Genomic DNA, 22,989 nt, shown 5'->3' on the forward strand with positions numbered 1-22,989 from the left:
TCCATGCGCGTCCTCGGTATCAACGCACTCTTCCACGACCCCGCCGCCGCCCTCGTCGTGGACGGCAGGATCCTCGCGGCGGCGGAGGAGGAACGCTTCAGCCGGCGTAAGCACGGCAAGCGCCCCCTCCCGTTCTCCGCCTGGGAACTGCCCGAGCTGAGCGCCCGCTGGTGCCTGGAACAGGCCGGGCTGACCCCGGCCGATCTCGACGCGGTCGCCTACTCCTACGACGCGCACCTCTCCCGCCCCGCCGAGCAGCTCGGCCTCCATGACCCGTGGGACCACCTGCGCCAGGAGTACGCCCGGCGCGCCCCGGAGTTCCTCGCCGAGGCACTCCCCGGACTCGATCCCGCGAAGGTCCGCTTCGTGGCCCACCACGTGGCGCACGCGGCGTCCGCGGGCCAGGCGTCCCCCCACCCCGACTGCGCGGTCCTCGTCCTCGACGGCCGGGGCGAGTGCGGATCCCACCTCGCGGGCCGCTACGTCAACCGCGAGCTGACCGTGCTGGCCTCCCAGGAGCTGCCGGACTCCGTCGGGCTGTTCTACGAGGACCTCACCCAGCACCTCGGATTCCTGCGCAGCAGCGACGAGTTCAAGGTGATGGCGCTCGCCTCCTACGGCAAGCCCCGCTTCAAGGACCGGCTGCGGGAGTACGTGCACGCCGACGGGGAGGGCGGTTTCCGGGCCCGGCCGGTCCCCTGGGCCTCCCTCGTACCGGGCAGGAAGCCCGGCGCCCCCTGGACCCAGGAGCACGCCGATGTGGCCGCGAGCGCCCAGGAGTGCCTGGAGGACGTGCTGCTCGATCTGGCCCGGTGGCTGCACGGCCGGACCGGCGAGGACGTGCTCACACTCGCCGGGGGAGTGGCGCTCAACTGTGTGGCCAACACCCGGCTGTACCGGGAGAGCCCGTTCGGGCAGATCTGGGTCCAGCCGGCGGCAGGCGACGCCGGCACCGCCCTCGGCGCAGCCCTGCACGTCGCCAACGAGAAGGAGCCCGTGGCCCCGATGCCCACCGCGGCGCTCGGGCGCGGCTGGAGCGACGAGGAACTGCGCGGCTGGCTGGAACGGGCGGCCGTGCCGTACGAGGAGCCCGACGACATCGCCGGGACCGTCGCGGAGGAGCTCAGCCGCGACGGAGTCGTCGCCTGGTTCCAGGGCCGGTCCGAATTCGGCCCGCGCGCGCTCGGCCACCGCTCGCTGCTCGCCCACCCCGGCCGGGCCGAGAACCTCGAGCGGCTCAACGCGGTCAAGGGACGCGAGGAGTTCCGCCCGGTCGCGCCCATGGTGCTGGCCGACCGCGCGGCGGAACTCTTCGACGGTCCGGTGCCGAGCCCGTACATGCTCTTCGTCCACGAGGTCGCCGAGCAGTGGCGCGCCCGCATCCCGGCCGTCGTCCACGTCGACGGCACCGCCCGGATCCAGACGGTGGACGCCGCCTCCGAACCCCTCGTGGCCCGGATGCTCGACGCTTTCGAACGGCGTACCGGACTGCCCGTCGTCGTGAACACCAGTCTCAACACGGCGGGCCGGCCGATGGTCGACGACCCCCGGGACGCCCTGGAGTGCTTCGGCTCGGCGCCCGTCGACCTCCTGGCCCTCGGGCCGTTCGCCGTCCGCCGGGCGAAGGCGTACGCATGAGCGCCCCGGAGTACGCGGTGGTCGTCCCCACCGTCGGCCGCCCCTGCCTCGCCGACTGTCTGCGCGCCCTGGACTCGGCCGCCGGACCGCGACCGGCCGAGGTCGTCGTGGTCGACGACCGCCCCGCACCGGACGGCGCCCTCCCCGTCGAGGCGGCCGGCGGACTCCACGACCGCGTCCGCACCGTGTCCACCGGCGGCCGCGGTCCCGCCGCCGCGCGCAACGCCGGACTGCGGTCCGTCACGGCCCCCTGGGTGGTCTTCCTCGACGACGACGTGCAGGTGCTCCCCGACTGGGCGGACCGGCTCGCCGGTGACCTCGCGGCGGCGGACGCCCGCACCGGGGGCGTCCAGGGACGGCTCACCGTGCCCCTGCCCGTGGACCGCAGGCCCACCGACTGGGAGCGGGGCACGGCCGGCCTGGAACAGGCGGCCTGGGCCACGGCCGACATGGCCTACCGCGCGACCGCCCTGAAGGAGGTGGGCGGCTTCGACGAACGGTTCCGCCGCGCCTTCCGGGAGGACGCAGACCTCGCGCTGCGCGTGCTGGACGCGGGCTGGGCCCTGCGCCGCGGGGACCGGGTCACCCGCCATCCCGTCCGCCCGGCGGACCGCTGGGTCTCCCTCCGGGCGCAGCGCGGCAACGCCGACGACGTCCTGATGAACCGCCTGCACGGCACCGACTGGTGGATACGGGCCCGCGCCCCCCGGGGCCGGCTCCCCGCCCACCTGGCCGTCACCGGACTGGCCCTGGCGTCCGCCCTCTGCGCGGCGGCCGGCCGCCGCCGCGCGTCCGCCGTCGCCGGAGCGCTGTGGGCCCTGGGTACGGCCGAGTTCGCCGCGGCCCGCATCACCCCCGGTCCCCGTACCCGGGACGAGGTCCTCACCATGGCCGTCACCAGCGCCGCCATCCCGCCGCTCGCGGCCGGGCACTGGCTGAAGGGACTCGTCAGGCACCGGAGCGTCCGGTCACGGGGAGGTGCCCGGTGAGCCCGACCGCACCACCGTACGGCCGGGTGTCCGCCGTCCTCTTCGACCGCGACGGCACCCTCGTCCAGGACGTCCCCTACAACGGCGACCCCGACCTGGTCCGGCTCCTGCCCGGGGCGCGCGAGGCGGTGGACCTCCTGCGCGCCGAAGGCATCGCCACGGGCGTGGTCAGCAACCAGTCCGGCATCGGCCGCGGACTGCTCCGCGAGCACGACGTGCTGCGGGTCAACGAACGGGCCGACGCCCTGCTGGGCACCCTCGGCACGTGGGTGTTCTGCCCGCACACCCCCGACGCGGGCTGCGCGTGCCGCAAGCCGCGGCCCGGACTCGTCGTGGAGGCCGCCCGCAGGCTGGGCGTGCCACCGGCGGAGTGCGTGGTGATCGGCGACATCCGGGCCGACGTCCTCGCGGCCCGGGCCGCAGGAGCGCGCGGCATCCTCGTCCCCAACGACGTCACCCTGCCCGCCGAGGTGGCGGCCGAACGGTGGACCGCGCCGGACCTCCTGACCGCCGTGCGGACGGTCCTGGACCGTCAGGAGGCCCGCGCATGAGGGCTCTGGTCACCCGGCTCGACAGCTTCGGCGACGTACTCCTCGCCGGGCCCGCCGTCCGCGCGGTCGCCGCGCACGCCGCCCACGTCACCCTGCTGTGCGGCCCGCGGGGCGAGCCCGCCGCGCGGCTGCTGCCCGGGGTCGACGACGTACTCGTCTGGGAGGCCCCCTGGGAAGGCGTGCGGCCGCCGACGGTCGAGGAGGCCGGTATCGAGGCGGTGACCCGGCGGCTGCGGGACGGCGCGTACGACACCGCGCTGATCCTCACCTCCTTCCACCAGAGCCCGCTGCCCACCGCGCTGCTGCTCAGAATGGCCGGAGTGGGCCGGATCGGGGCGGACAGCGTCGACCACCCCGGCACTCTGCTCGACGTCCGCCACCGGCGGCTCCCCGCACGGCACGAGGCGGAGGCCGCGCTGGACACCGCCGTCGCCATGGGGTTCGCACCACCCCGGGGCGACGACGGGAGGCTCCGCGTGCTGCCCTCACCCGACACGGCCGCCCTCACCGGGAACGGCCCCTACGTCGTCGTCCACCCGGGAGCCAGTGCCCCGGCCCGCGCCTGGAGCCCCGGACGCTGCGCCGAGACCGTGCAGCTGCTCGCCGACGCGGGGCACCGCGTGGTGGTCACCGGCGGACCTGACGAGACGGCGCTGACCCGGCGGGTGAGCGGATCGGCCGGGCTCGACCTGGGCGGCCGGACCGAACCCCGCACCCTGGCCGGCGTCCTGCGCGGCGCCGACGCGCTCGTCAGCGGCAACACCGGACCCGCCCACCTGGCCGCAGCGGTGGGCACACCCGTCGTCTCGCTCTTCGCCCCGGTCGTGCCGGCGGAACGCTGGGGTCCCTTCGGGGTGCCTGCCGTCCTGCTGGGCGACCAGTCCGCGAAGTGTGCCGACAGCCGCGCCCGGCACTGCCCCGTCCCCGGCCATCCGTGCCTCGACGAGGTCACGCCCGGGCGCGTGGTGCGGGCCGTCCGCGAACTCATCGAGGTGACCGCATGAACATCCTGATCTGGCACGTCCACGGGTCCTGGACCACCACGTTCGTCCAGGGACCACACACCTGCCTCGTCCCCGTCACGCCGGACCGCGGACCCGACGGCCTGGGACGGGCCCGTACCTGGCGGTGGCCGGACCGGGTGCGCGAGGTGAGCCCCGAGGACCTGCGGCGGAGCGACATCGACCTCATGGTCCTCCAGCGGCCCCACGAGGTGGAACTCGCCCACGCCTGGACGGGCCGGCGGCCGGGCGCCGACGTCCCGGCCGTGTACGTGGAGCACAACAGCCCGCACGGCACGGCGGTGGACACCCGGCACCCGCTGGCCGGGCGGGACGACATCCCCGTCGTCCACGTCACGCACTTCAACCGGCTGATGTGGGACACCGGGCGGGCCCCGGCCACGGTGATCGAGCACGGCATCGTCGACCCGGGCGCCCTGTGGACCGGTGAGGAGCCGAGGGCCGCCGTGGTGGTCAACGAGCCGGTACGCCGCGGGCGCACCACCGGGACGGACCTGCTGCCGGCCTTCTCGCGCGCCGCGCCCCTGGACGTCTTCGGCATGCGCACCGACGGGCTCGCCGGGCACCTCGGGCTGCCTTCCGACCGCTGCCGGACGTGGGACCTGCCGCAGAGCGACCTCCATCCGGCCATGGCCCGCCGCAGGCTCTACCTCCACCCGGTGCGCTGGACGTCACTCGGCCTGTCACTCCTGGAGGCGATGTTCCTCGGCATGCCGGTCGTGGCCCTGGACACCACGGAAGTCCGGGAAGCGGTGCCGGACGGTGCCGGAGTCGTCTCCAATCGGCCCGACGTCCTGGACGAGGCCATCCGCGCCTTCCTGGCCGACCACGGCCACGCCAGGCGCGTCGGGGAGGGGGCGAGGGCCGCCGCGGTCGCCCGGTACGGGGTGCAGCGCTTCCTGGACGACTGGGACCACCTGATGAAAGAGGTCACGCGATGAGGAACGCCACTCCAGCCCCCGCCCGTATCGCCCTGGTCTCCGAGCACGCCAGCCCCCTGGCCGAGCTCGGCGGGCCGGACGCGGGCGGGCAGAACGTCTATGTGGCCCAACTCGCCCAGCACCTCGCGCGGCGCGGTCACGCGGTCACCGTCTACACCCGGCGCGACGACCCCGGCCTGCCCGGAGAGGTCACCACGGCGGGCGGCTACCGGGTGGTCCATGTGCCCGCCGGCCCGCCCGCACCGGTGCCCAAGGACGAACTGCTCGCCCACATGCCGGAGTTCGGAGCCTTCCTCGCACGGCTCTGGCGGTCCGGGCCGCCGGACGTGGTGCACGCGCACTTCTGGATGTCGGGTACGGCGGCCCTGGCGGGCGTCCGGGGCCTGGGCATCCCGGTCGTGCAGACCTACCACGCCCTCGGCACGGTCAAGAGGCGCCACCAGGGGCCCGACGACACCAGTCCGCCCCAGCGCCCGGCGGTGGAGGCGGCGATCGGGCACGAGTGCAGGCGGGTCCTGGCCACCTGCGCCGACGAGGTCGCCGAGCTGGCCGCCATGGGCGTGCCGCGCGAGCGGATCTCGGTCGTCCCGTGCGGTGTCGATCCCGCGCAGTTCTCGCCCGTCGAGGACGCCCGCCGTCCCGCGGCCGGCCCCAGACGCCTGCTGGCCGTCGGCCGTCTCGTACGCCGCAAGGGGTTCGACCGCGCGGTCCGCGCGCTCGCCGAGGTGCCCGACGCCGAGCTCGTCATCGCCGGCGGGCCCGAGGCCGCGCTGCTGTTCGCCGAACCGGAGGCCGAACGCCTGCGCAAGGTGGCCGAGGAGTACGGCGTCCAGGACCGCGTCACCCTGCTGGGCGCGGTGGCCCACACCCACATGCCCCGCCTGATGTCCGGCGCGGACCTGGTGCTCTCGCTGCCCGACTACGAACCGTTCGGCATCGTGCCCATCGAAGCCATGGCCTGCCGCACCCCGGTGCTCGCCACCGCCGTCGGCGGTCACCTCGACACCGTGGACGACGGCGTCACCGGTGCCCTGGTCCGGCCCGACGACGACAGCCGCGCGCTCGCCGGCGTCATCAGAGGCCTGATCGACGACCCGGAACGACTGGCACGCCTCGGCGCGGCCGGCCGGGAACGGGTCCTCGCCCGCTACACCTGGGACCGGGTCACCGACGGTGTCGCCCGCGTCTACAGCGCCGTACGAGCCGCCCCCTCACTCTCGGGAGCAGTCCGATGAACGTCACCCCCGACGGCCGACACTGCGACGACCTGATGGCCGCACTCGCCGCGTTCCGTGCGTCGTGCCCCGTCGTCCACCGCTGGGGCACCGAACTCGCCCGGCGCCTCGGCGGCGGCGCGCGGCTCCTCGTCGCCGGCAACGGCGGCAGCGCCGCCCAGGCCCAGCACCTGACGGCCGAACTGGTGGGGCGTTACCGCGAGGACCGGCCCCCCTTCTCCGCGCTCGCCCTGCACGCCGACACCTCCTCCACGACGGCCATCGCCAACGACTACGGCGTCCAGGAGGTGTTCGCCCGTCAGACCTGCGCGCACGGCCGGGCCGGCGACATCCTGATGCTGCTCTCGACCAGCGGCGCGAGCGCCAACCTGCTGGCAGCGGCGGCCGAGGCCCACCGCATCGGCATGACGGTCTGGGCTCTCACCGGGCCCGCCCCCAACCCGCTCGAAGCCGCAGGAGACGAGGCCCTCTGCGTGGACGCCCCTGTCTCCGCGACGGTCCAGGAACTTCATCTGGTGGCGGTGCACATGATCTGCGAGGCGTTCGACCAGGCCGTGGAACAGGCGGCCGGTGAGGCGGCCCGCGGGCCCGCCCCGTCCCCCGCACCCGTCGGGAAGGGCATCGCATGAACGGCCCCACGCCCCTGCTCGTCGTCGGGGACGCCCTGCTCGACCACGACCTGTCCGGCCACGCCGACCGGCTGGCCCCCGACGCGCCCGTGCCCGTGGTGAACGGCGCCCGCCGCACCACCCGGCCCGGTGGCGCGGCGCTCGCCGCCTGCCTCGGGGCGGCGGACGGCCGCGCGGTCACCCTCGTCACGGCGCTGGGCGACGACGAGGCGAGCCGGACGCTCCGGCGGCTGCTGACGGGCCGCGTCCGGCTGATCGAGCTGCCGCTCACCGGCGAACTCCCCTGCAAGACCCGGGTCATGGCCCGGGGGGTGCCCCTGCTCAGGCTGGACGACGGCGACGGCCGCGCCGCCGCGGCGACCGCACAGGCGTACGCCGCCGTCGAGGAGGCCAGGGCCGTCCTCGTCGCCGACTACGGGCGCGGTGCGGCGGACGTCCTGCGCGACGCCCTCACCCGGGCCGCCGCCCGGGTGCCCGTCGTATGGGACCCCCACCCGCGTGGCGGTCCGCCGGTCAAGGGGGTCCGGCTCGCCACCCCCTCGGCGGCGGAGGCCCGCGGTTTCGTCACGCCGGACGAGGTCCGGGGCCGCCCCGTCCGGCACGGGAAGGCGGAGGCGGTGCTGCAGGGCCCGCAGGCCGAGCTGCACCGCTCCGCCGCGGACGCCCGCCGGCTCATCGGCGCCTGGGGTGTCACCTCCGTCGCGGTGACCCTGGGGGAGCGCGGCGCGCTGCTGTCCCACGGGGAGGAACCCCTGCTGGTCCCCGCCCCCTGGACGGCGGACGGCGACGCGTGCGGCGCCGGCGACAGGTTCGCGGTGAGCGCGGCCGGACTGCTCGCCGACGACGCGCTGCCGGAGACCGCCGTCCAGGGGGCGGTGCGCGCCGCCACCCGGTACGTCTCCGACGGCGGCGCTCGGGCCCTGGTCTTCGGACGTTCCGGCACCGCACCGCGGGACGCGGCCGGGCCGGATCCTGCGGAGGAGCCGTCCGCTCCCGACGCGGCGGGCCTGGCCACCCGGGTACGCGAGGAGGGCGGCACGGTCGTCGCGGCGGGCGGCTGCTTCGACCTGCTGCACGCGGGCCACGTGGCCCTGCTGCAGGCGGCCCGGCGCACCGGCGACTGCCTCATCGTCTGCGTCAACTCCGACGCCTCGGTGCGGCGGCGCAAGGGCGGAACCCGGCCCCTCGTCCCCGTCGCCGACCGCGTCCGCGTGCTGCTGGCCCTCCAGTGCGTCGACGCCGTCGCCGTGTTCGAGGAGGACACCCCCGAACGGCTGCTGGGCGAACTGCGCCCCCACATCTGGGCCAAGGGCGGCGACTACGCCCTGACCGAACTCCCCGAGGCCAGGCTGGTGCGCAGCTGGGGCGGGCAGGTCGTGCTCCTGCCCTACCTCGACGGGCGCTCGACCACCGAACTCGCCGAACGGGCGGCCCTCGGCCCGGCCACCCGGCCCGCCGCACGGCCCCGCAGCGCCCGGAGCTGACCGTCATGCCCTCTGCGCCCGCCCCCACCCCCTCCCGTCCCCGCGTCCTCGTGCTGCGCGCCCTGGGCCTGGGCGATCTGCTCGCCGGGGTTCCGGCCCTGCGCGCGGTACGCCGTGCCTTCCCGGGCCACGAGACGGTCCTCGCGATCCCGCCGGAACTGCGTGACGCCGCGCTCGCCACCGGCGCCGTGGACACCGTCCTGCCCGCCTCGGCGCCCGGCCGCGGCGTGCCCGTGCTCACGGGGTGGACCGGCGGACCGCCGGACCTGGCGATCGATCTGCACGGCAACGGCCCCGAGAGCCACGACGCCCTGGCCGCGCTGCGGCCGCGCCGGCTGCTCTCGTACGTCCGTCCGGACCCTGCCGTCCCCGACCCGCCCCGTTGGCGCAGGGACGAGCACGAGCGGGAGCGCTGGTGCCGCTTCCTGCGGGCGTACGGCATCGACGCCGAGGCGGACGACGTACGGCTGCCGCCGCCCACCCGCCCCTCGCCCGCACCCGGCGCCGTCGTCGTGCACCCCGGGGCCGACGCGCCCGCCCGGTGCTGGCCCGCCGGCCGGTACGCCGCGGTGGTCCGGCGGCTGCGGACGGCCGGTCACCCGGTCGTGGTGACGGGGGGACCGGGGGAGGAGGCGCTGACCGCCATGGTGGCCGCCGGAGCGGGCCTCGGCCCGGAGCACGTGCTGACCGGCGGACTGCCGTTCGGTGACCTGTCCGCGCTCGTCGCGGGGGCCGCCTGCCTGCTCAGCGGGGACACCGGTCCCGCCCACCTCGCCGCCGCCCACGGGACACCCTCGGTGACCCTCTTCGGGCCGGTGCCCCCCCACCTCTGGGGGCCGCCGCCGCACCCGGCCCACGCGGTCCTGTGGCACCCGGGGCCGCCCGGCGACCCGCACGGCACGGCCACCGACCCCGGACTCCTGCGCATCGGAACCGACGAGGTGTTCGCCGCGGTGCTGGAACGGATCCGTCGGCCGGGGCCGGACGCCCGCCCCGGCCGGGACGAGCGGGCGGAGGCGTCCGGACGTGTCTGAGGACAACGGAGCGCACGGCCGCCCGGCCGGAGCCCGCACCACCGTGGCCATGATCACCCGGGACCGTGCGCCCAGCGCCCTGCACACCCTGGACCGGCTGGCCGAACTGCCCGAGCGCCCGCCGGTGATCGTCGTGGACAACGGCACCGACCCGGCGGCCACCGAGGCACTGCGAGCCCACCCCGTGGGTGCCGAGGTGCTCACGCCCGGGCACAACACCGGGGCCCTCGGCCGCAACCTGGCGGTGCGTCACGCACGCACGCCCTACGTCGCCTTCAGCGACGACGACTCCTGGTGGGGCCCCGGAGCCCTCGGGCGCGCGGCCGCCCTGTTCGACGACCACCCCCGCCTCGGGCTGCTCGCGGCCCGCAGCCTGGTCGGACCGGAGCAGGACGAGGACCCGGTCAACGCGTTGCTGGCCGGGTCCCCGCTGCCCGTGGACCCCGACCTGCCGGGCCGTCCCGTCCTGGGCTTCCTCGGCTGCGCGTGCGTCGTCCGCCGGCGCGCACACCTGGAGACCGGCGGCTACCACCCCCTGCTCTTCTTCGGCGCGGAGGAGACGCTGCTGGCCTACGACCTGGCGGCGGCCGGCTGGGGAGTGGCGTACGACTCCGCCGTCGTCGCCCACCACCACCCCGACCCGGGCGCTCGGCCCGGACGCTCCGCCCTCCTGCGCCGCAACGCGCTGCTCACCGACTGGCTGCGCAGACCCGCCCACGTGGCCGTACGCCACACCGCGCGCCTGGCCGCCGCGGCGGTCCGGGGTGACCCGGGAGCGGCGACGGCCCTGCGCGGAGCCGCCGTCAGGCTGCCCGGCGCCCTGCGGCAACGCCGCCGGCTGCCCGCCGGGGTCGAACACGCGGTACGGCTCCTCGAACGGCAGACGCACGCGGAACACGAACGGGAGGGCACGGCCCGATGAGAGACACCCGTACGACCGTCGTGGTGATCACGCGCGACCGCCGTCCCGAACTCCTGCGTACCCTGGGCCTGCTGCGCGCCCTCCCGGAGCAGCCCCGGGTGATCGTCACGGACAACGACTCCGCCGACGGCACGGCCGAGGCCGTCGCGCAACTGTTCCCGGAGGTCACCCTGCTGAGGCCGGGCGGCAACCTGGGAGCCGTCGGGCGCAACCTGGCCGTGCGTCACGTGGACACCCCCTACGTGGCGTTCTGCGACGACGACACCTGGTGGGAGCCCGGGTCCCTGCGCCATGCCGCCGACCTGCTCGACACGCGCCCGGGTTTGGCCGCCGTGACCGCCCGTATCGTCGTCGAGCCGTCGGGACGGGAGGACCCCGTCGTCGCCGAACTACGGGACTCCCCGCTGACCGGGCCCGACTGGCTCCCGGGCCCCGCCCTCGGGTCCTTCCTCGCCGCCGCGACCGTGATCCGGACCGACGCCTTCCGTGCCGCCGGCGGGTTCCACCCCGGGCTGTGGCTGGGCGGGGAGGAGGAACTGCTCGCCACGGACCTGCTCCGGCAGGGCTGGTGGCTCAGCTACGTGCCCACCCTGCTGATCCACCACGCGGCCTCCTCGGTCCGGGACAGCACGCAACGGCGGACCGTGGGGCTGAGGAACACGCTCTGGTACACGTGGCTGCGCCGCCCGTGGAGGTCGGCGGTCCGGCGCACCGCCTACCTGCTGCGCACGGTGCCCCGGGACCGGGCGTCCGTGCGGGCGTTCACCCGTGCGGCGGCGGGCCTGCCCTGGGTGCTCAGGCAGCGCCGGCCCGTACCGCGCGAACTCGAGGACCGGCTGATGCTCCTCGAGCGGGCCCAGCGCAGATCGGACGCGCGGAGGTATGTCGGGTGACGCTCCCTTCCCCTTCCGCCGTGATTCGCGTGATTTGCCGTGCGGAATGTGGGTACTGGGAGGCCTTCGGACCGACCGTGCCGCCGTACCCCTTGCCCCGTGCTCCTGACGGGGCGTCACGGCCGACAGGGACGGACGACCCCCCACCTTTGGAGCGTCATGACCGAGAAGAACCCCCTGAAAGCCGCCGCCGAGAAGGCGGCTGACGCGCTGGGAGCGAGCACCGGCCCGGAGGAGGGCATCCCCGGGAAGCCGGGCGCGCAGTCGCCCCCCGTCGACGAGCCGACCCGGCCGCGCGACCCGCTGCCGCCCAAGCCGGACCAGAGCGGACCGGAACCGGTGAGCCCCACCGGGCAGCGCACCGCCGCCACCCAGGCGGACATGGCGCAGGGCGGCCGCTACCTGACCACCGCGCAGGGCGCCCGGCTCTACGACACCGATCACTCGCTGAAGGCGGGCGCCAGGGGACCGGTCCTCATCCAGGACCACCACCTGCGCGAGAAGATCACCCACTTCGACCACGAGCGCATCCCCGAGCGCGTCGTCCACGCCCGGGGCGCCGCGGCGCACGGCGTCTTCCAGGGCTACGGAACGGCCGCGAGCGTGTGCAAGGCGGCGTTCCTCGCCAAGGGCGCCGAGACCCCCGTGTTCACACGTTTCTCGACCGTCCTGGGGTCGCGCGGCTCCGCCGACACCGTGCGCGACACCCGCGGCTTCGCGACGAAGTTCTACACCGACGAAGGTGTGTTCGACCTCGTCGGGAACAACATGCCGGTGTTCTTCATCCAGGACGCCATCAAGTTCCCCGACGTCATCCACGCCGGGAAGCCGCACCCGGACCGGGAGATCCCCCAGGCGCAGAGCGCCCACGACACCTTCTGGGACTTCGTCACCCTGCACACCGAGGCCACCCACCACACGCTGTGGAACATGTCCGACCGGGGCATCCCCCGCTCCTTCAGGACCATGGAGGGCTTCGGCGTCCACACCTTCCGCCTGGTCGACGCGGACGGTGGGACCACGCTGGCGAAGTTCCACTGGAAGCCCAAGCTCGGCGTGCACTCCCTCGTCTGGGAGGAGGCGCAGATCATCAACGGCGTCGACCCCGACTTCCACCGCCGGGACCTCGCCGACGCCATCGAGGCCGGCGCGTTCCCGCAGTGGGAACTGGGCATCCAGACGTTCCCGGACACCCCGGACCAGATGTTCGAAGGCATCGATCTGCTGGACCCGACGAAGATCGTGCCCGAGGAGATCGCCCCGGTCCAGCCGATCGGGCTGCTGACCCTGAACGCCAACCCGTCGAACTTCTTCGCCGAGACCGAACAGGTCGCCTTCCACGTGGGCCACCTCGTACCGGGCATCGACGTCACCGACGACCCGCTGCTCGCCGGGCGCCTCTTCTCCTACCTCGACACCCAGATCACCCGGCTGGGCGGCCCCAACTTCGGCCAGCTCCCCATCAACCGCACCCACGCGCCCGTCAACGACATGCTGCGCGACGGGATGCACCAGACCGCGGTGCACCGCGGAGTGGCGCCCTACCGGCCCAACTCGCTCGACGGGGGCTGCCCCTTCCTCGCGGGGGCCGACACCGGCGCGTTCGTCGAGACGCCGGTCACCGTGCCCGCGGCGAGCAAGGTCCGTGAGGCGCCGGAGTCCTTCGCCGACCACTTCACCCAGCCGAGGCTGTTCTGGCTCAGCATGAGCGCGGTGGAGCGTGAGCACATCATCGCCGCCTACACGTTCGAGCTCGGTAAGTGTTACGAGCAGGCGGTCAAGGAGCGGGGACTCAGGGTGCTCGCCAACATCGACCCGGAGCTCTGCGAGCAGGTCGCCACCGGGCTGGGCCTCCCGGTCCCCGAGCCCACGGTGCCGCTCACGTCGCCGGACCCGAGCCCGGCGTTGTCCCAGGTCGGCCGGGTATGGCCGCGCGACGGCAGGATCATCGGGATCGTCGCGGGCGAGAACGGCGACCTGGCCGGCGTGCGTACCGTACGCGCGGCGGTCCTGGACGCCGGGATGGTGCCCCTGGTCATCGCCCCGGCAGGCGGGGTGCTCGACGCGGACGGCGACCCCGTCACCGTCCAGCGCACCTTCGCCACGGCCCGCTCCGTGGAGTTCGACGCGGTTCTGCTCGCCGGAGCGCCCGGCCGGGGCAAGGACGCGTACGGCGCACGGGACGCGAAGGCCGCGACGGCGGGCGCCGGGTCCTCGGCGACCGACCCCCGGGTGCTCCTGCTGCTGCAGGAGGCGTTCCGGCACGGCAAGGCGGTGGGCGGCTGGGGCAGCGTCACGGCCGTCCTGGAGGCCGCCGGTGCGCCGGCCGGCGCACCGGGCGTGGTGACCGGCGACAGCGCGACCGCCGTACTGGACCGGACCGTCGAACTGCTCGGCGCGCACCGGGTCTGGGACCGCTTCCCGCCCGCCGTGTAGTTCTGCCCGCTGCGTCGACACGCGCTGCGTCGAGACCGACGCCTGCGGGGGAGTCCCGGCCCGTCGTGCGCCACGGCGGACCGGCGTACCTCGGCCGGAACGCACCGCACGGGTCGCACCGCATGGGTGACCGCGTGAACCGCGTCGTCGGAATCCTGCTCGGGCTTCCGGCGACGCGGTCCCCGTGAGGAGGGGACCCGGCCCGTGAGGCGGGACCCCTCCCCACGGGCCGGGTCCGCGACTCGGGCGTCACCACCCGGCAGCGGTCACCCGGGCCCGTGGGCTTCGGACCGCTCCGCCGCTCTGCCGCCCGCGCCCAGCAGCCCCGTGGCCGAGAACTCCGAGCGCATCAGCTCCTGCCGTGCCAACCGGGTGACCAGACCGGGCAACGCCCCGCGGACGGCCTGTACACCGCGCAGCCACGCCGGAACGTAGACCGTGGGCGCACGCCGCTCGACCGCGCGCACCAGGCGACCCGCCACCTGCCCGACCGGATAGATCTTCCGGGCCGGCGGCGGCATGTGCGCGCGCAGCTCACGCAGCACGGCCTGCCTGTCGCCGCCGCGGATCATGTCGGTGTCGGTCCAGTTCAGATAGGCCGTCCCCACAGCCACCCCGCGCGGCGAGAGCTCGGCCCGCAGCGAGTGCGCGAAGAACTCCGCACCCGCCTTCGACGCGCAGTAGGCGCTCATCAGCGGCGCCGAGCCGATGGCCGCCAGCGAGGCGACCTGGAGGTAGTAACCGCGGGTGTCCAGCAGCTGAGGCAGGAACACCCGCGCGGTGACGGCACTGCCGATGAGGTTGACCTCGATCACGCGCCGCCAGGTGGCCGGGTCGGAGTCGACGAAGGGCCCGCCCTCCGCCACACCCGCGTTGGCGACCACCACGGACACGGGACCCAGCCGGCCGCGTACCTCCTCGGCGACCGCCGCCATCGCGGCGTCGTCCGTGACGTCGACACACCAGTGCCGCGAAGCCGTGGGGAGCGTGGCCGCGACCGCGGCGAGCCGCTTCTCCTCCAGCCCGAGCAGGGCCACGCGCGCGCCCCGGGCGGCCAGTTCCTCGGCGACGGCCGCCCCCACACCCCGGGCTGCGCCTGTCACCACGGCCGTACGGCCGCGCAGTACGTGTTCTCCAGCGGTCACGTGAACTCCTCGATGCCGGGGGTGCTGCGGGACTCCGCGAACCGGGCCCGGGGGCGCGGACCGCGGATCAGCCGGTCACGGTGACTCCGCACCGGGACGCGTGGCCCTCTTCCCGCCGAGGGCTGCCGAGCGCCCTCCGGGTACCCGGCAGCCCCGCCGCCTAACGGACCGGTCGGCCGCCGCGCCCCGGGACGTTTCGGGCGGGACACCGGGGGAACCCGGGAACCCGTCCGCGAGCGGCGCGGATCCCGGAACGACGTGGAAGGGGAGTTGCACCGTGCGCGCACTGACCTATCAGGGAAAGCGGGACGTCCGGGTCGAGACCGTGCCCGATCCCCGGATCCAGGATCCCGACGACATCGTCGTCAGGATCACCTCCACCGGCATCTGCGGCTCCGACCTGCACCTCTACGAGGTCCTGGGGCCCTTCATCGACCCGGGGGACATCCTCGGCCACGAGCCGATGGGGATCGTCGAGGAGGTCGGTCCCGAGGTGACCGCCGTGGCCCCCGGGGACCGGGTCGTCATCCCGTTCAACGTCTCGTGCGGCCACTGCTTCATGTGCGATCAGGGACTGCAATCCCAGTGCGAGACCACACAGGTGCGCGAGCGGGGCACCGGTGCCTCCCTCTTCGGCTACACCAAGCTGTACGGGCAGGTGCCCGGCGGCCAGGCCGAGTTCCTGCGCGTCCCCTTCGGGAACCGGCTGCCGGTCAAGGTCCCGCACGGCCCGGCGGACGACCGGTTCGTGTACCTGTCGGACGTCCTGCCGACCGCCTGGCAGGCCGTGGAGTACGCGGCGATCCCGCCCGGCGGCACCGTGACCGTGCTGGGCCTCGGCCCGATCGGCGCCATGGCGGCCCGCATCGCGCGGCACCGCGGCGCGAGCCTCGTCGTCGGCGTGGACCTGGTCCCTGAACGGCTGACCCGCGCCGCGGAGTACGGGGCGAAATGCCTCGACCTGCGCAGGTACGGTAAACACCTGGGCGACGCCGTACGCGACCTCACCGACGGCCGGGGCACGGACGCCGTGATCGACGCGGTCGGCATGGAGGCGCACGGTGCGCCCGTGGCCAAGGCGGCCCACTGGGCCGTCGGGCTGCTTCCCGACGCCATCGGCGAACGTCTCATGGGCACCATGGGCGTCGACCGGCTCGCCGCCCTGTACGCGGCCATCGACATCGTGCGGCGCGGCGGCACGGTCTCCCTCTCCGGGGTGTACGGCGGAGCCGCCGACCCACTGCCGATGCTCACCATGTTCGACAAGCAGATCCAGCTCCGGATGGGCCAGGCGAACGTCTGGCGCTGGGTGGAGGACATCCTCCCCCTGCTCACCGACGAGGACCCGCTCGGTGTCGACACCTTCGCCACCCACCGGCTGCCGCTGGAGGAGGGCCCCCAGGCCTACAAGACCTTCCAGGACAAGGCCGACGGCATGATCAAGACTCTGCTGATTCCCTGAGCTCAGGGCCCGGCCCGTCGGCCGCCCGACGGGCCGGGGCGCTTCCCGGGCGTCGTCGTCCAGCACGTCCACCGGCCGGACCGCCGGCAACGGAGCGCCGCTCCGCCGCCCCCGACGCGGTGAGCCGTGGCGGGGGCACCGGCACTCCCAGGCCGTCTCCGCCTCGTCGAACGACACCGGGCACCCCGGACGCGTACAGCGGACCTACAGCCCTCCGGGTCCCGGTGGTCGGAGCAGCGGCGGCCCTTCGGCCGCACCACCGCGCCGCTGCCCGGGGCGATCTCTTCCACCGGGTCCACGGGGGCGCTACGCCGCCGGCCGCCCGCGCACTGCCCGGCTCCGTCGCGCTGCCGGCTCAGCAGCGCGGGCGCCTCGCGCAGCGTGTCCTTCGTACGGCGGGGGGACGCACGGCCCGGCCCACGCGAGGGTGCCTCCGGTGATCAAGGCCGTGAGAACGTGGAGCGCGCCTCCTGGTCGGACGGGAGCCGTGGAACGCGTGCGGCCGTGCCCGGCAGCCGGCCCTGAGGAACACCCGCCCGGGCGAACGCGTCGCGCCCCGCTCCCGCTCACGAGGCCGTGACCAGGAGGTCGGCGGAGGGGGCGTCCGCAGCCGTCAGCGGGACCGGTTCCATGACGCGTCGTGCGGCCCGGCGGTGACGCAGGGCGCCGCACCCGACGGCAGCGGCTATCAGCAGCCCGCCGGAGACCAGGGCGCCCCGGGCGCCCGCGTACTCCAGCAGCAGGCCCAGGAGCGGAGGGCCGGCCAGCCCCCATGATGTGCTCGCCGTGCGCCATACCCCGAGCACCCGCCCCCGCATCTCGGGTGCGGGATCGGTCTGCAGCAGCGTGGCACCCGCCGTGTCGGAGACGGACTCGACCACCGCCATGGGGACGACGAGCAGGATCAGCACCGACAGCCCGGGTGAGAGACCGGCCGCCACCTGCAGCAGCCCGCCGCAGGCCGCCAGCGTGGCCACCAGGCGGACGGACGGTTTCCGCAGCCGGCCGGCGACCACCGCCCCGGCGATGCCGCCGACCGCCAGGACGGTGGAGACCGTCCCGAAATCGCTTTCGCTCGCGTGCAGCGGCCCGACGACCAGCACGGCCAGGGTCAGCTGGTAGTTCCGGCCGAACACGGAACTCAGGCCGGTGACGGCCGCGAGAGCGACGAGCCGAGGCCGCTGGAGGAAGTACGCCAGCCCGGCCCGCGCGCCCGACTCGTCCCCGACCCGGAAGCGCGCCCTGCGTCGTCCGCCGGGGGAGCCGCCCGTACGGGCGGCCTCCGCGCCCGCCGGAACCGCTGCGGCCCGGCCCTCGCGCTGCCCTCCGCGCACCGGACGGAGGAACGGGATGACGGCCGCGACGAAGAGGAAGGAGAGCCCGTTCGCCACGTACGCCGACGCCGTGCCCAGCGTTCCGACGGCGACGGCCGCCACCGCCGTACCGGCGAGCCGGCCCGAGCTGTGCACCACCGACCCGAGGGCGATGGCCGACGGCACGTCCCGGGCGGGAACCAGGTCGTTGCCGAGGAGCGCGGTCGCGGGGCCGTCGATCGTGTTCACGATGCCCGTGACGGCCGCCAGAAGCAGTAGCACCGGCATGCTGAGGAGATCACCGGCCATGAGCGCGGCCGTGGTGAAGGCGACCGCACCGAGCACCACCTGGCTGACCGCCGCCGTGAGCTTGCGGGGCCACCGGTCGACCGCCGCCCCACCGAGGACGCCGAGCAGCAGGCCGGGGCCGGCCTGTACGGCGAGCGACAGCCCGGTGGCCGCCGCGGAACCCGTGATCTGCAGCACCAGGAGGTTCTGCACGGTGAGCTGCATCCAGGCGCCGGTGTTCGACACGAGGTTGGCCACGGACCACCAGCGCATACCGGGGCTTCGCAGGCACCGCCAGGGATTCCGGTCGGCGGAGCGGCCGACAGCGGCCGCCGACGTCCGGAAGCGGACGGCAGTGAGGAAGGAAGGGGCAGGCACGGCGCGAACTCTCCGACGAGGGCGGGGGGAGAGACACGCGTCGGGCTGTGAGAGCGGTGCAGTGGGTGTCTCGGTACCGGGCGGAGGCCGTGCGGGTACTCGGCCGTCCGCCTTCCGGCACCGCACATCTTCCCCAACGCCTTCCCGCCGCGGGAAACGCGCGGAGCGGCGGGGCGCCCGTCCCCGCCGCTCCTGCCCTCAACTCCCTCGGAACGAGGGCGTATACACCTTCAGGTGGTGTTCCTCACACGGTGGCACGCTCGAGTGCCGCGTCCGTCTCGCGCAGGAAGTCGTCCAGGTCGCCCGGGTTCCGGGAGGTGATCAGCTTCCACCCGCCGGAGCCGTCCGTGACGACGGGCTCGTCGACCCAGTGACCCCCCGCGTTGGTGATGTCGGTGCTCAGCGAGGAGTAGGAGGTCAGCTTCTTGCCCCGGACGACATCGGCCTCGACCAGTGCCCACGGTCCGTGGCAGATGGCCGCGACGGGGCGTCCCGAACTCGTGAACGACCGCACGATCTCCACCGCCCTGTCCTGGCCGCGCAGGGTGTCGGCGTTCAAGGTCCCGCCCGGGATGAGCAGGAGGTCGTAGGCGTCCACGTCCGCTTGGTTGAGTGTGAGGTCCGGCGTGACCTTCTTCCCGGGGTCCTTGTCACCGACGAGGGTATCGATGTCGTCCGCCGACACCGCCGCCACGTCCACGGCGGCCCCCCAGCCGCGAAGGTGCTCCACGGGCACCGTCAGCTCGTCCTGCTCGACACCGTAGTTCGTCACGATCGCCAGTACCTTCCGCACACCCACTTCGTTGTCATCCATGACAGGCCCCTTTCCGGAAACGGTTCGGCCGTACACATCCGGCCGTATACGTCCTGACCTCGTGGGGTTCCCGCAAATCGGGCAGGTATGCGGCCCTCCGCCGCACAACCGGCGACCCCGGGACGAACCCGGGCGCAGGTTTCCTCCCCCGCGCGCTGGATACCCGAGCCACACCACGTCGCGGCCGACGGCTCCCGCGGCGGGGGAGAACCCGTCCGGGCCGGCGGCCGGACCTTCACGGTGGAAGCGAGCTCAGCATGACCATCAATCCGTCTTCCGGTGCCCGCGTCGTGGTGACCGGGGCGACCGGCAACGTGGGCACCAGCGTCGTCCGTGCCCTGGCGGCCGACCCCCGGGTCGGTTCCGTCCTCGGCCTGGCCCGCAGACGGCCGCGGATCGGCGTCGACGGAGTGGAGTGGGGCACGGTCGACCTTTCCCGCCCGGACAGCTCCGGCACCCTCGCCGGCCTGCTGCGCGGGGCGGACGCGGTGGTCCACCTGGCGTGGCGGTTCCAGCCGACGCACGATCCGGTGGTCACCTGGCGGAGCAACGTCCTCGGGTCCCTCCGGCTCTTCTCCGCCGTGGCGGAGGCGGGCGTCCCCGCCCTCGTGCACGCCTCGTCCGTCGGCGCCTACTCGCCCGGGCCGAAGGAGGAGCCGGGAGTCGACGAGGAGTGGCCGACGCACGGCTGGCCGGACGCGGCGTACTGCCGGGAGAAGGCGTATCTGGAGCGGGTGCTCGACACGTTCGAGCTGCGGCATCCGGGGACGAGGGTGGTCAGGATGCGGCCCGGCTTCCTGTTCAAGGAGACGGCGGCCAGCGAACAGCGGCGGATCTTCGGCGGACGCTACCTCCCCGGCCCCCTGCTCCGGCCGGACCTGCTGCCGTTCGTACCTGACCTGGACGGTCTCCGGTTCCAGGTGCTGCACACCGACGACGCGGCACAGGCGTACCGGCTCGCCGCTCTGGGTGAGGTGCGCGGGCCCTTCAACCTGGCGGCCGACTCCGTGACGGACGCCCGGCGCCTGGCCGGCCTGCTGGGCACCCGCGTCGTACGCCTGCCGAGGCCCCTGGTGCGTACCGCGCTCTCCGCGGCCTGGCGGGCGCACGCCGTCCCGGCCTCCCCGCACCTGTTCGACGCCGTACTGCGACTGCCGGTACTCGATTCCGGCCGGGCCCGTACGGTGCTGGGCTGGCAGCCCACGCACACCGCCGACGAGGCCCTGGCAGCCTTCCTCCGCGGTGTGCGACGCGGAGGCGGTGAGGAGACGGCCCCGCTGGCCGGGAAGCGGGTGGGATGAGAGCCTGCGCCGGCCCGGATGCGCTCACCACGGACGCCGGCCCGTCGCGAACGCCGAGGAGGACACGCGACGGGCTCCGAGACCGCGACCGACAGCGGAGGGAGCACACCCCCGCGTCCCCCTGAGGGGCCCCTGCCCGGCGCCGTGCGGCGGCCGACTGCCGGGGACGCCCGCGGTACGCGAACGCCCCGGACCGTGTGCGGCGTCGGTCCCGCCCGGCCCGCAGCAGTGCCGCGCGGGTCCTTGGGTGAGCGGCGGTACAGCGTGTGCCGCCGGGGCACGGCCGACCGGATCAGCCCGCCAGGGTGTGCTTCATCGCGGCGTGGAGCGCGTCACGGGTCGCCGGGGGGAGGGGCGTGCCGTGGAAGCTGTCGACGAGCTGGTGGGCGAGGTCGCGCAGCTTGGTGTTGCTGTTCTGGGAAGCGTGGACGAGAGTCTGCCAGGCCTGCGGAGCCGTACACGGACCCATCGCCATGAGGATGCCCCGCGCGGTATCGATGACCGGACGCGAGGCGATCGCGGTGCGCAGGCCCTCGACCTCGCTGCGCAGAGCCGCCACCTCTCCGTCCGGCGACGTCTTGTCGCGGTCCCGGGGTTTCGCCGACGCGTGTCCGGCCCGCTCGGCGGCCGGAGGCACGTGGGTGCGGGTGCGTCGCCCTTCTGTGTGCTCCGCCATGTCTTCCCTCTCCCCCTCCTCACATCGCTGCGGCGGTGGAGCCCGCGCTCGGTTGCGTCTGCCCACCAGTGTTCCGCTCAGTGGGGTGCGGGGCAGCTCGAGCGGCGCATGCGCAGAGGGTGAGGGGGTGCGCGGTGACGGTGCCCGCCGGGGGGGCCGGCCGCGGTGCCACCGCACGGAACAAGGGCGAAGAGGCCTGAGGTGCCTGCACGACACGCCAGGACCGACCCCACCGGCGGTGCTCCGCCGGTGGGGTCGGCCGGGTGAGCCCGGGCGTCAGGCGGCGCGGTCGGCGGTGCGGTCCGGCCGGCTCACGGCGGCCCTGGCCGGTGCTCCGGACCTTTCCGTGGGCAACACCAGGCGCAGATGGCCCCTTCGAGCGTGGCGGGGCGGACCGCCCGATCCCAGGAGACGTTCCTCGTAGCCGTCCAGCAGCAGGAGGAGGACGAGCAGGAATGGCGGCGTGAGCAGTGCTACGACCAACACGGCAGGTGTGTCCCCTCTGTCCCGGCGCTTTCTGTGCGGGTTGCCGGACTGCTGGGAGGTAAGGCGGTACGAGGTGGAGAAGGTGTGACCGTCCAGCGGAGTCGGCGCTCCGGCCGCGTCTTCCGTGCCGGAGGATGCCCTTGTGGCCTTTGTGATCCTCGTGGCTCCCGTGGCTCCCGTGGCCCCCGTGACCCTTGTGGCCCCCGTGGCAGTGAGCCGTCGCCGGGACGTCGTCGTCAGTCGAGCCGTCGCCGGTCCTCCTCGGTCCACTTGCGGGTGTCGCGCGGCCGGACGTACGGCTCGGACTCCTCCGGGTGGCCGCCGGAGATGGCCCGCTCCCGGGCGAGCTCGGCATCGAATTCGAGGCCGAGGAGGATGGCGAGGTTGGTGATCCACAGCCATACCAGGAAGATGATCACCCCGGCGAGGGCTCCGTAGGTCTTGTTGTAGGAGCCGAAGTTGGCCACGTAGACCGCGAAGCCGGCGGAGGCGACGAGCCAGATCACCACGGCGATGAAGCTGCCCGGAGTGACCCATCGGAAGCCGCGGCCCTCCACGTTCGGGGCGGCCCAGTACAGCAGGGCGATCATGAGAGTGACCAGGATGACCAGGACCGGCCATTTGGCGATCGACCAGACCGTCATCGCGGTGTCCCCGACTCCGAGCGCGGTGCCGAGCTGCCGGGCGATGCCACCCGAGAGGACGACGATGAGCGCGCTCACGCAGGCCATGACCATCAGGGCGACGGTCACCCCGACGCGGACGGGCAGCACCTTCCAGGCCGGACGGCCCTCGGGCAGGTCGTAGACGGCGTTGGACGAGCGGATGAACGCGGCCACGTAGCCGGAGGCGGACCAGACAGCGCCGAGGAAACCGACGATCACCAGGACCGTGCCCGTGCCGGAGTCGCCCTGGAGCTGGGTGACGGCGTTGGTGATGACGTCCCGCGCGGCCCCGGGAGCCAGCTTCTGGATGTTGTCGAGGACCGTCTGCGTCGCATCCTGCCCCGCGATGCCCAGCAGCGAGACGAGCGCCAGCAGGGCCGGGAAGAACGCGAGCACGCCGTAGTACGTCAGAGCCGCGGCGCGATCGGTCAGCTCGTCGTCCTTGAACTCCTTGAGGGTGCGGCTGAGCACGTGGCCGAAGGACTTCTTCGGCAGGTCGGTCGGCTTGTCCGGGGCGGCCTCCTCCGTCTCCCGGCTGGGCCCGGGGCCGGAATCGGGCGGCGGTCCGGCCCCGCCGCCCGCTCGGTGGCTCTCCGCGAGGGGCTCGTCCTCGTGCTTCCGCCCCTGCTCGTCATCATGGTTCATGCAGTCCGGGTATCCCCTTCCGCCGAATGAAACCGGCTCTTG

General features: G+C 74.5%; 20 protein-coding genes. 14 read left to right on the top strand and 6 right to left on the bottom strand.

Translation table 11 applies throughout. The features are described 5' to 3' along the window. The first annotated feature begins 3 nt into the window (after positions 1-3). The 12 genes from BA175_RS04810 to BA175_RS04865 all read left to right on the top strand — a co-directional run bounded on the left by BA175_RS04810 (position 4) and on the right by BA175_RS04865 (position 13,774). On the top strand, positions 4-1,638 hold the full coding sequence (locus BA175_RS04810; protein ID WP_069169942.1) for a carbamoyltransferase family protein: 1,635 nt from the start codon (positions 4-6) through the stop codon (positions 1,636-1,638). Beyond that, positions 1,635-2,627: a glycosyltransferase family 2 protein gene (locus BA175_RS04815; RefSeq protein ID WP_069169943.1), complete on the top strand. Its 993-nt coding sequence runs from the start codon at positions 1,635-1,637 to the stop codon at positions 2,625-2,627. The genes BA175_RS04810 and BA175_RS04815 overlap by 4 nt, the downstream gene beginning before the upstream one ends. Next, positions 2,624-3,178: a D-glycero-alpha-D-manno-heptose-1,7-bisphosphate 7-phosphatase gene (locus BA175_RS04820; RefSeq protein ID WP_069169944.1), complete on the top strand. Its 555-nt coding sequence runs from the start codon at positions 2,624-2,626 to the stop codon at positions 3,176-3,178. Before BA175_RS04815 ends, BA175_RS04820 begins: the two co-directional genes overlap by 4 nt. Then, positions 3,175-4,182 carry a glycosyltransferase family 9 protein gene (locus tag BA175_RS04825; protein WP_069169945.1) on the top strand — a complete coding sequence of 336 codons (1,008 nt, stop codon included), beginning with the start codon at positions 3,175-3,177 and terminating at the stop codon, positions 4,180-4,182. The genes BA175_RS04820 and BA175_RS04825 overlap by 4 nt, the downstream gene beginning before the upstream one ends. Continuing rightward, positions 4,179-5,141: a glycosyltransferase gene (locus BA175_RS04830; protein WP_069169946.1), complete on the top strand. Its 963-nt coding sequence runs from the start codon at positions 4,179-4,181 to the stop codon at positions 5,139-5,141. The genes BA175_RS04825 and BA175_RS04830 overlap by 4 nt, the downstream gene beginning before the upstream one ends. Further along, the gene (locus BA175_RS04835) at positions 5,138-6,376 is read left to right on the top strand and encodes a glycosyltransferase (RefSeq protein WP_069169947.1); all 1,239 of its coding nucleotides are present in this window, start codon (positions 5,138-5,140) and stop codon (positions 6,374-6,376) included. The genes BA175_RS04830 and BA175_RS04835 overlap by 4 nt, the downstream gene beginning before the upstream one ends. Then, positions 6,373-7,005 carry a D-sedoheptulose-7-phosphate isomerase gene (locus BA175_RS04840; RefSeq protein WP_069169948.1) on the top strand — a complete coding sequence of 211 codons (633 nt, stop codon included), beginning with the start codon at positions 6,373-6,375 and terminating at the stop codon, positions 7,003-7,005. The genes BA175_RS04835 and BA175_RS04840 overlap by 4 nt, the downstream gene beginning before the upstream one ends. Further along, positions 7,002-8,489, top strand: a complete 1,488-nt coding sequence (gene rfaE2 / locus BA175_RS04845; protein ID WP_069169949.1) for a D-glycero-beta-D-manno-heptose 1-phosphate adenylyltransferase — start codon at positions 7,002-7,004, stop codon at positions 8,487-8,489. Before BA175_RS04840 ends, rfaE2 begins: the two co-directional genes overlap by 4 nt. A gap of 5 nt (positions 8,490-8,494) precedes the next feature. Then, complete coding sequence (locus BA175_RS04850; protein ID WP_069169950.1) at positions 8,495-9,523, top strand: glycosyltransferase family 9 protein; 1,029 nt, start codon at positions 8,495-8,497, stop codon at positions 9,521-9,523. A gap of 49 nt (positions 9,524-9,572) precedes the next feature. Further along, positions 9,573-10,445: a glycosyltransferase family 2 protein gene (locus tag BA175_RS04855; RefSeq protein ID WP_069170326.1), complete on the top strand. Its 873-nt coding sequence runs from the start codon at positions 9,573-9,575 to the stop codon at positions 10,443-10,445. Beyond that, positions 10,442-11,338: a glycosyltransferase family 2 protein gene (locus BA175_RS04860; RefSeq protein WP_069169951.1), complete on the top strand. Its 897-nt coding sequence runs from the start codon at positions 10,442-10,444 to the stop codon at positions 11,336-11,338. The genes BA175_RS04855 and BA175_RS04860 overlap by 4 nt, the downstream gene beginning before the upstream one ends. Before the next feature lie 159 nt (positions 11,339-11,497). Continuing rightward, a complete protein-coding gene (locus BA175_RS04865; protein ID WP_069169952.1) occupies positions 11,498-13,774 on the top strand; it encodes a catalase in 2,277 nt (758 codons plus the stop codon). 266 nt (positions 13,775-14,040) lie between these two features. Here the strand turns inward: BA175_RS04865 and BA175_RS04870 are convergent, their stop codons facing one another. After that, the gene (locus tag BA175_RS04870; protein WP_069169953.1) at positions 14,041-14,919 is read right to left on the bottom strand and encodes an SDR family oxidoreductase; all 879 of its coding nucleotides are present in this window, start codon (positions 14,917-14,919) and stop codon (positions 14,041-14,043) included. A 277-nt stretch (positions 14,920-15,196) separates the two neighbouring features. On the opposite strand from BA175_RS04870, the gene BA175_RS04875 reads away from it, so the two are divergent. Beyond that, positions 15,197-16,381, top strand: a complete 1,185-nt coding sequence (locus BA175_RS04875; protein WP_069169954.1) for an alcohol dehydrogenase catalytic domain-containing protein — start codon at positions 15,197-15,199, stop codon at positions 16,379-16,381. Between the two features lie 566 nt (positions 16,382-16,947). Here BA175_RS04875 and BA175_RS04880 read toward each other — a convergent pair. Together BA175_RS04880 and BA175_RS04885 are read right to left on the bottom strand one after the other, a co-directional pair. Beyond that, positions 16,948-18,255: an MFS transporter gene (locus tag BA175_RS04880; protein ID WP_069169955.1), complete on the bottom strand. Its 1,308-nt coding sequence runs from the start codon at positions 18,253-18,255 to the stop codon at positions 16,948-16,950. Between the two features lie 349 nt (positions 18,256-18,604). Further along, positions 18,605-19,174: a type 1 glutamine amidotransferase domain-containing protein gene (locus tag BA175_RS04885; RefSeq protein WP_069169956.1), complete on the bottom strand. Its 570-nt coding sequence runs from the start codon at positions 19,172-19,174 to the stop codon at positions 18,605-18,607. A gap of 257 nt (positions 19,175-19,431) precedes the next feature. Between BA175_RS04885 and BA175_RS04890 the strand changes: the two genes are divergently transcribed. Beyond that, positions 19,432-20,475, top strand: coding sequence for an SDR family oxidoreductase (locus tag BA175_RS04890; protein WP_069169957.1), 1,044 nt, complete (start codon positions 19,432-19,434; stop codon positions 20,473-20,475). A 292-nt stretch (positions 20,476-20,767) separates the two neighbouring features. Here BA175_RS04890 and BA175_RS04895 read toward each other — a convergent pair whose 3' ends face one another. The 3 genes from BA175_RS04895 to BA175_RS04905 form a co-directional block, all read right to left on the bottom strand. After that, positions 20,768-21,151 (bottom strand): ANTAR domain-containing protein, encoded by a 384-nt coding sequence (locus BA175_RS04895; protein WP_069169958.1) that lies wholly within the window; start codon positions 21,149-21,151, stop codon positions 20,768-20,770. A 276-nt stretch (positions 21,152-21,427) separates the two neighbouring features. Continuing rightward, on the bottom strand, positions 21,428-21,637 hold the full coding sequence (locus BA175_RS04900; protein ID WP_069169959.1) for a hypothetical protein: 210 nt from the start codon (positions 21,635-21,637) through the stop codon (positions 21,428-21,430). A gap of 236 nt (positions 21,638-21,873) precedes the next feature. Further along, positions 21,874-22,947: a YihY/virulence factor BrkB family protein gene (locus BA175_RS04905; RefSeq protein WP_079159376.1), complete on the bottom strand. Its 1,074-nt coding sequence runs from the start codon at positions 22,945-22,947 to the stop codon at positions 21,874-21,876. Positions 22,948-22,989 lie beyond the last annotated feature (42 nt).

Origin of the sequence: Streptomyces griseus, from assembly GCF_001715295.1 — a bacterium.
Taxonomy (GTDB): Bacteria; Actinomycetota; Actinomycetes; order Streptomycetales; family Streptomycetaceae; genus Streptomyces; species Streptomyces griseus_G.

What these genes read in the sequence shown, in the direction of transcription:
- BA175_RS04850 (WP_069169950.1), top strand. Translation starts at nt 8,495, where the DNA reads ATGCCCTCTGCGCCCGCCCCCACCCCCTCCCGTCCCCGCGTCCTCGTG.
- BA175_RS04825 (WP_069169945.1), top strand. Translation starts at nt 3,175, where the DNA reads ATGAGGGCTCTGGTCACCCGGCTCGACAGCTTCGGCGACGTACTCCTC.
- BA175_RS04830 (WP_069169946.1), top strand. Translation starts at nt 4,179, where the DNA reads ATGAACATCCTGATCTGGCACGTCCACGGGTCCTGGACCACCACGTTC.
- BA175_RS04815 (WP_069169943.1), top strand. Translation starts at nt 1,635, where the DNA reads ATGAGCGCCCCGGAGTACGCGGTGGTCGTCCCCACCGTCGGCCGCCCC.
- BA175_RS04880 (WP_069169955.1), bottom strand. Translation starts at nt 18,255, where the DNA reads ATGCGCTGGTGGTCCGTGGCCAACCTCGTGTCGAACACCGGCGCCTGG.
- BA175_RS04895 (WP_069169958.1), bottom strand. Translation starts at nt 21,151, where the DNA reads ATGGCGGAGCACACAGAAGGGCGACGCACCCGCACCCACGTGCCTCCG.
- BA175_RS04810 (WP_069169942.1), top strand. Translation starts at nt 4, where the DNA reads ATGCGCGTCCTCGGTATCAACGCACTCTTCCACGACCCCGCCGCCGCC.
- BA175_RS04865 (WP_069169952.1), top strand. Translation starts at nt 11,498, where the DNA reads ATGACCGAGAAGAACCCCCTGAAAGCCGCCGCCGAGAAGGCGGCTGAC.
- BA175_RS04840 (WP_069169948.1), top strand. Translation starts at nt 6,373, where the DNA reads ATGAACGTCACCCCCGACGGCCGACACTGCGACGACCTGATGGCCGCA.
- rfaE2 (WP_069169949.1), top strand. Translation starts at nt 7,002, where the DNA reads ATGAACGGCCCCACGCCCCTGCTCGTCGTCGGGGACGCCCTGCTCGAC.
- BA175_RS04885 (WP_069169956.1), bottom strand. Translation starts at nt 19,174, where the DNA reads ATGGATGACAACGAAGTGGGTGTGCGGAAGGTACTGGCGATCGTGACG.
- BA175_RS04905 (WP_079159376.1), bottom strand. Translation starts at nt 22,947, where the DNA reads ATGAACCATGATGACGAGCAGGGGCGGAAGCACGAGGACGAGCCCCTC.
- BA175_RS04835 (WP_069169947.1), top strand. Translation starts at nt 5,138, where the DNA reads ATGAGGAACGCCACTCCAGCCCCCGCCCGTATCGCCCTGGTCTCCGAG.
- BA175_RS04860 (WP_069169951.1), top strand. Translation starts at nt 10,442, where the DNA reads ATGAGAGACACCCGTACGACCGTCGTGGTGATCACGCGCGACCGCCGT.
- BA175_RS04855 (WP_069170326.1), top strand. Translation starts at nt 9,573, where the DNA reads ATGATCACCCGGGACCGTGCGCCCAGCGCCCTGCACACCCTGGACCGG.
- BA175_RS04890 (WP_069169957.1), top strand. Translation starts at nt 19,432, where the DNA reads ATGACCATCAATCCGTCTTCCGGTGCCCGCGTCGTGGTGACCGGGGCG.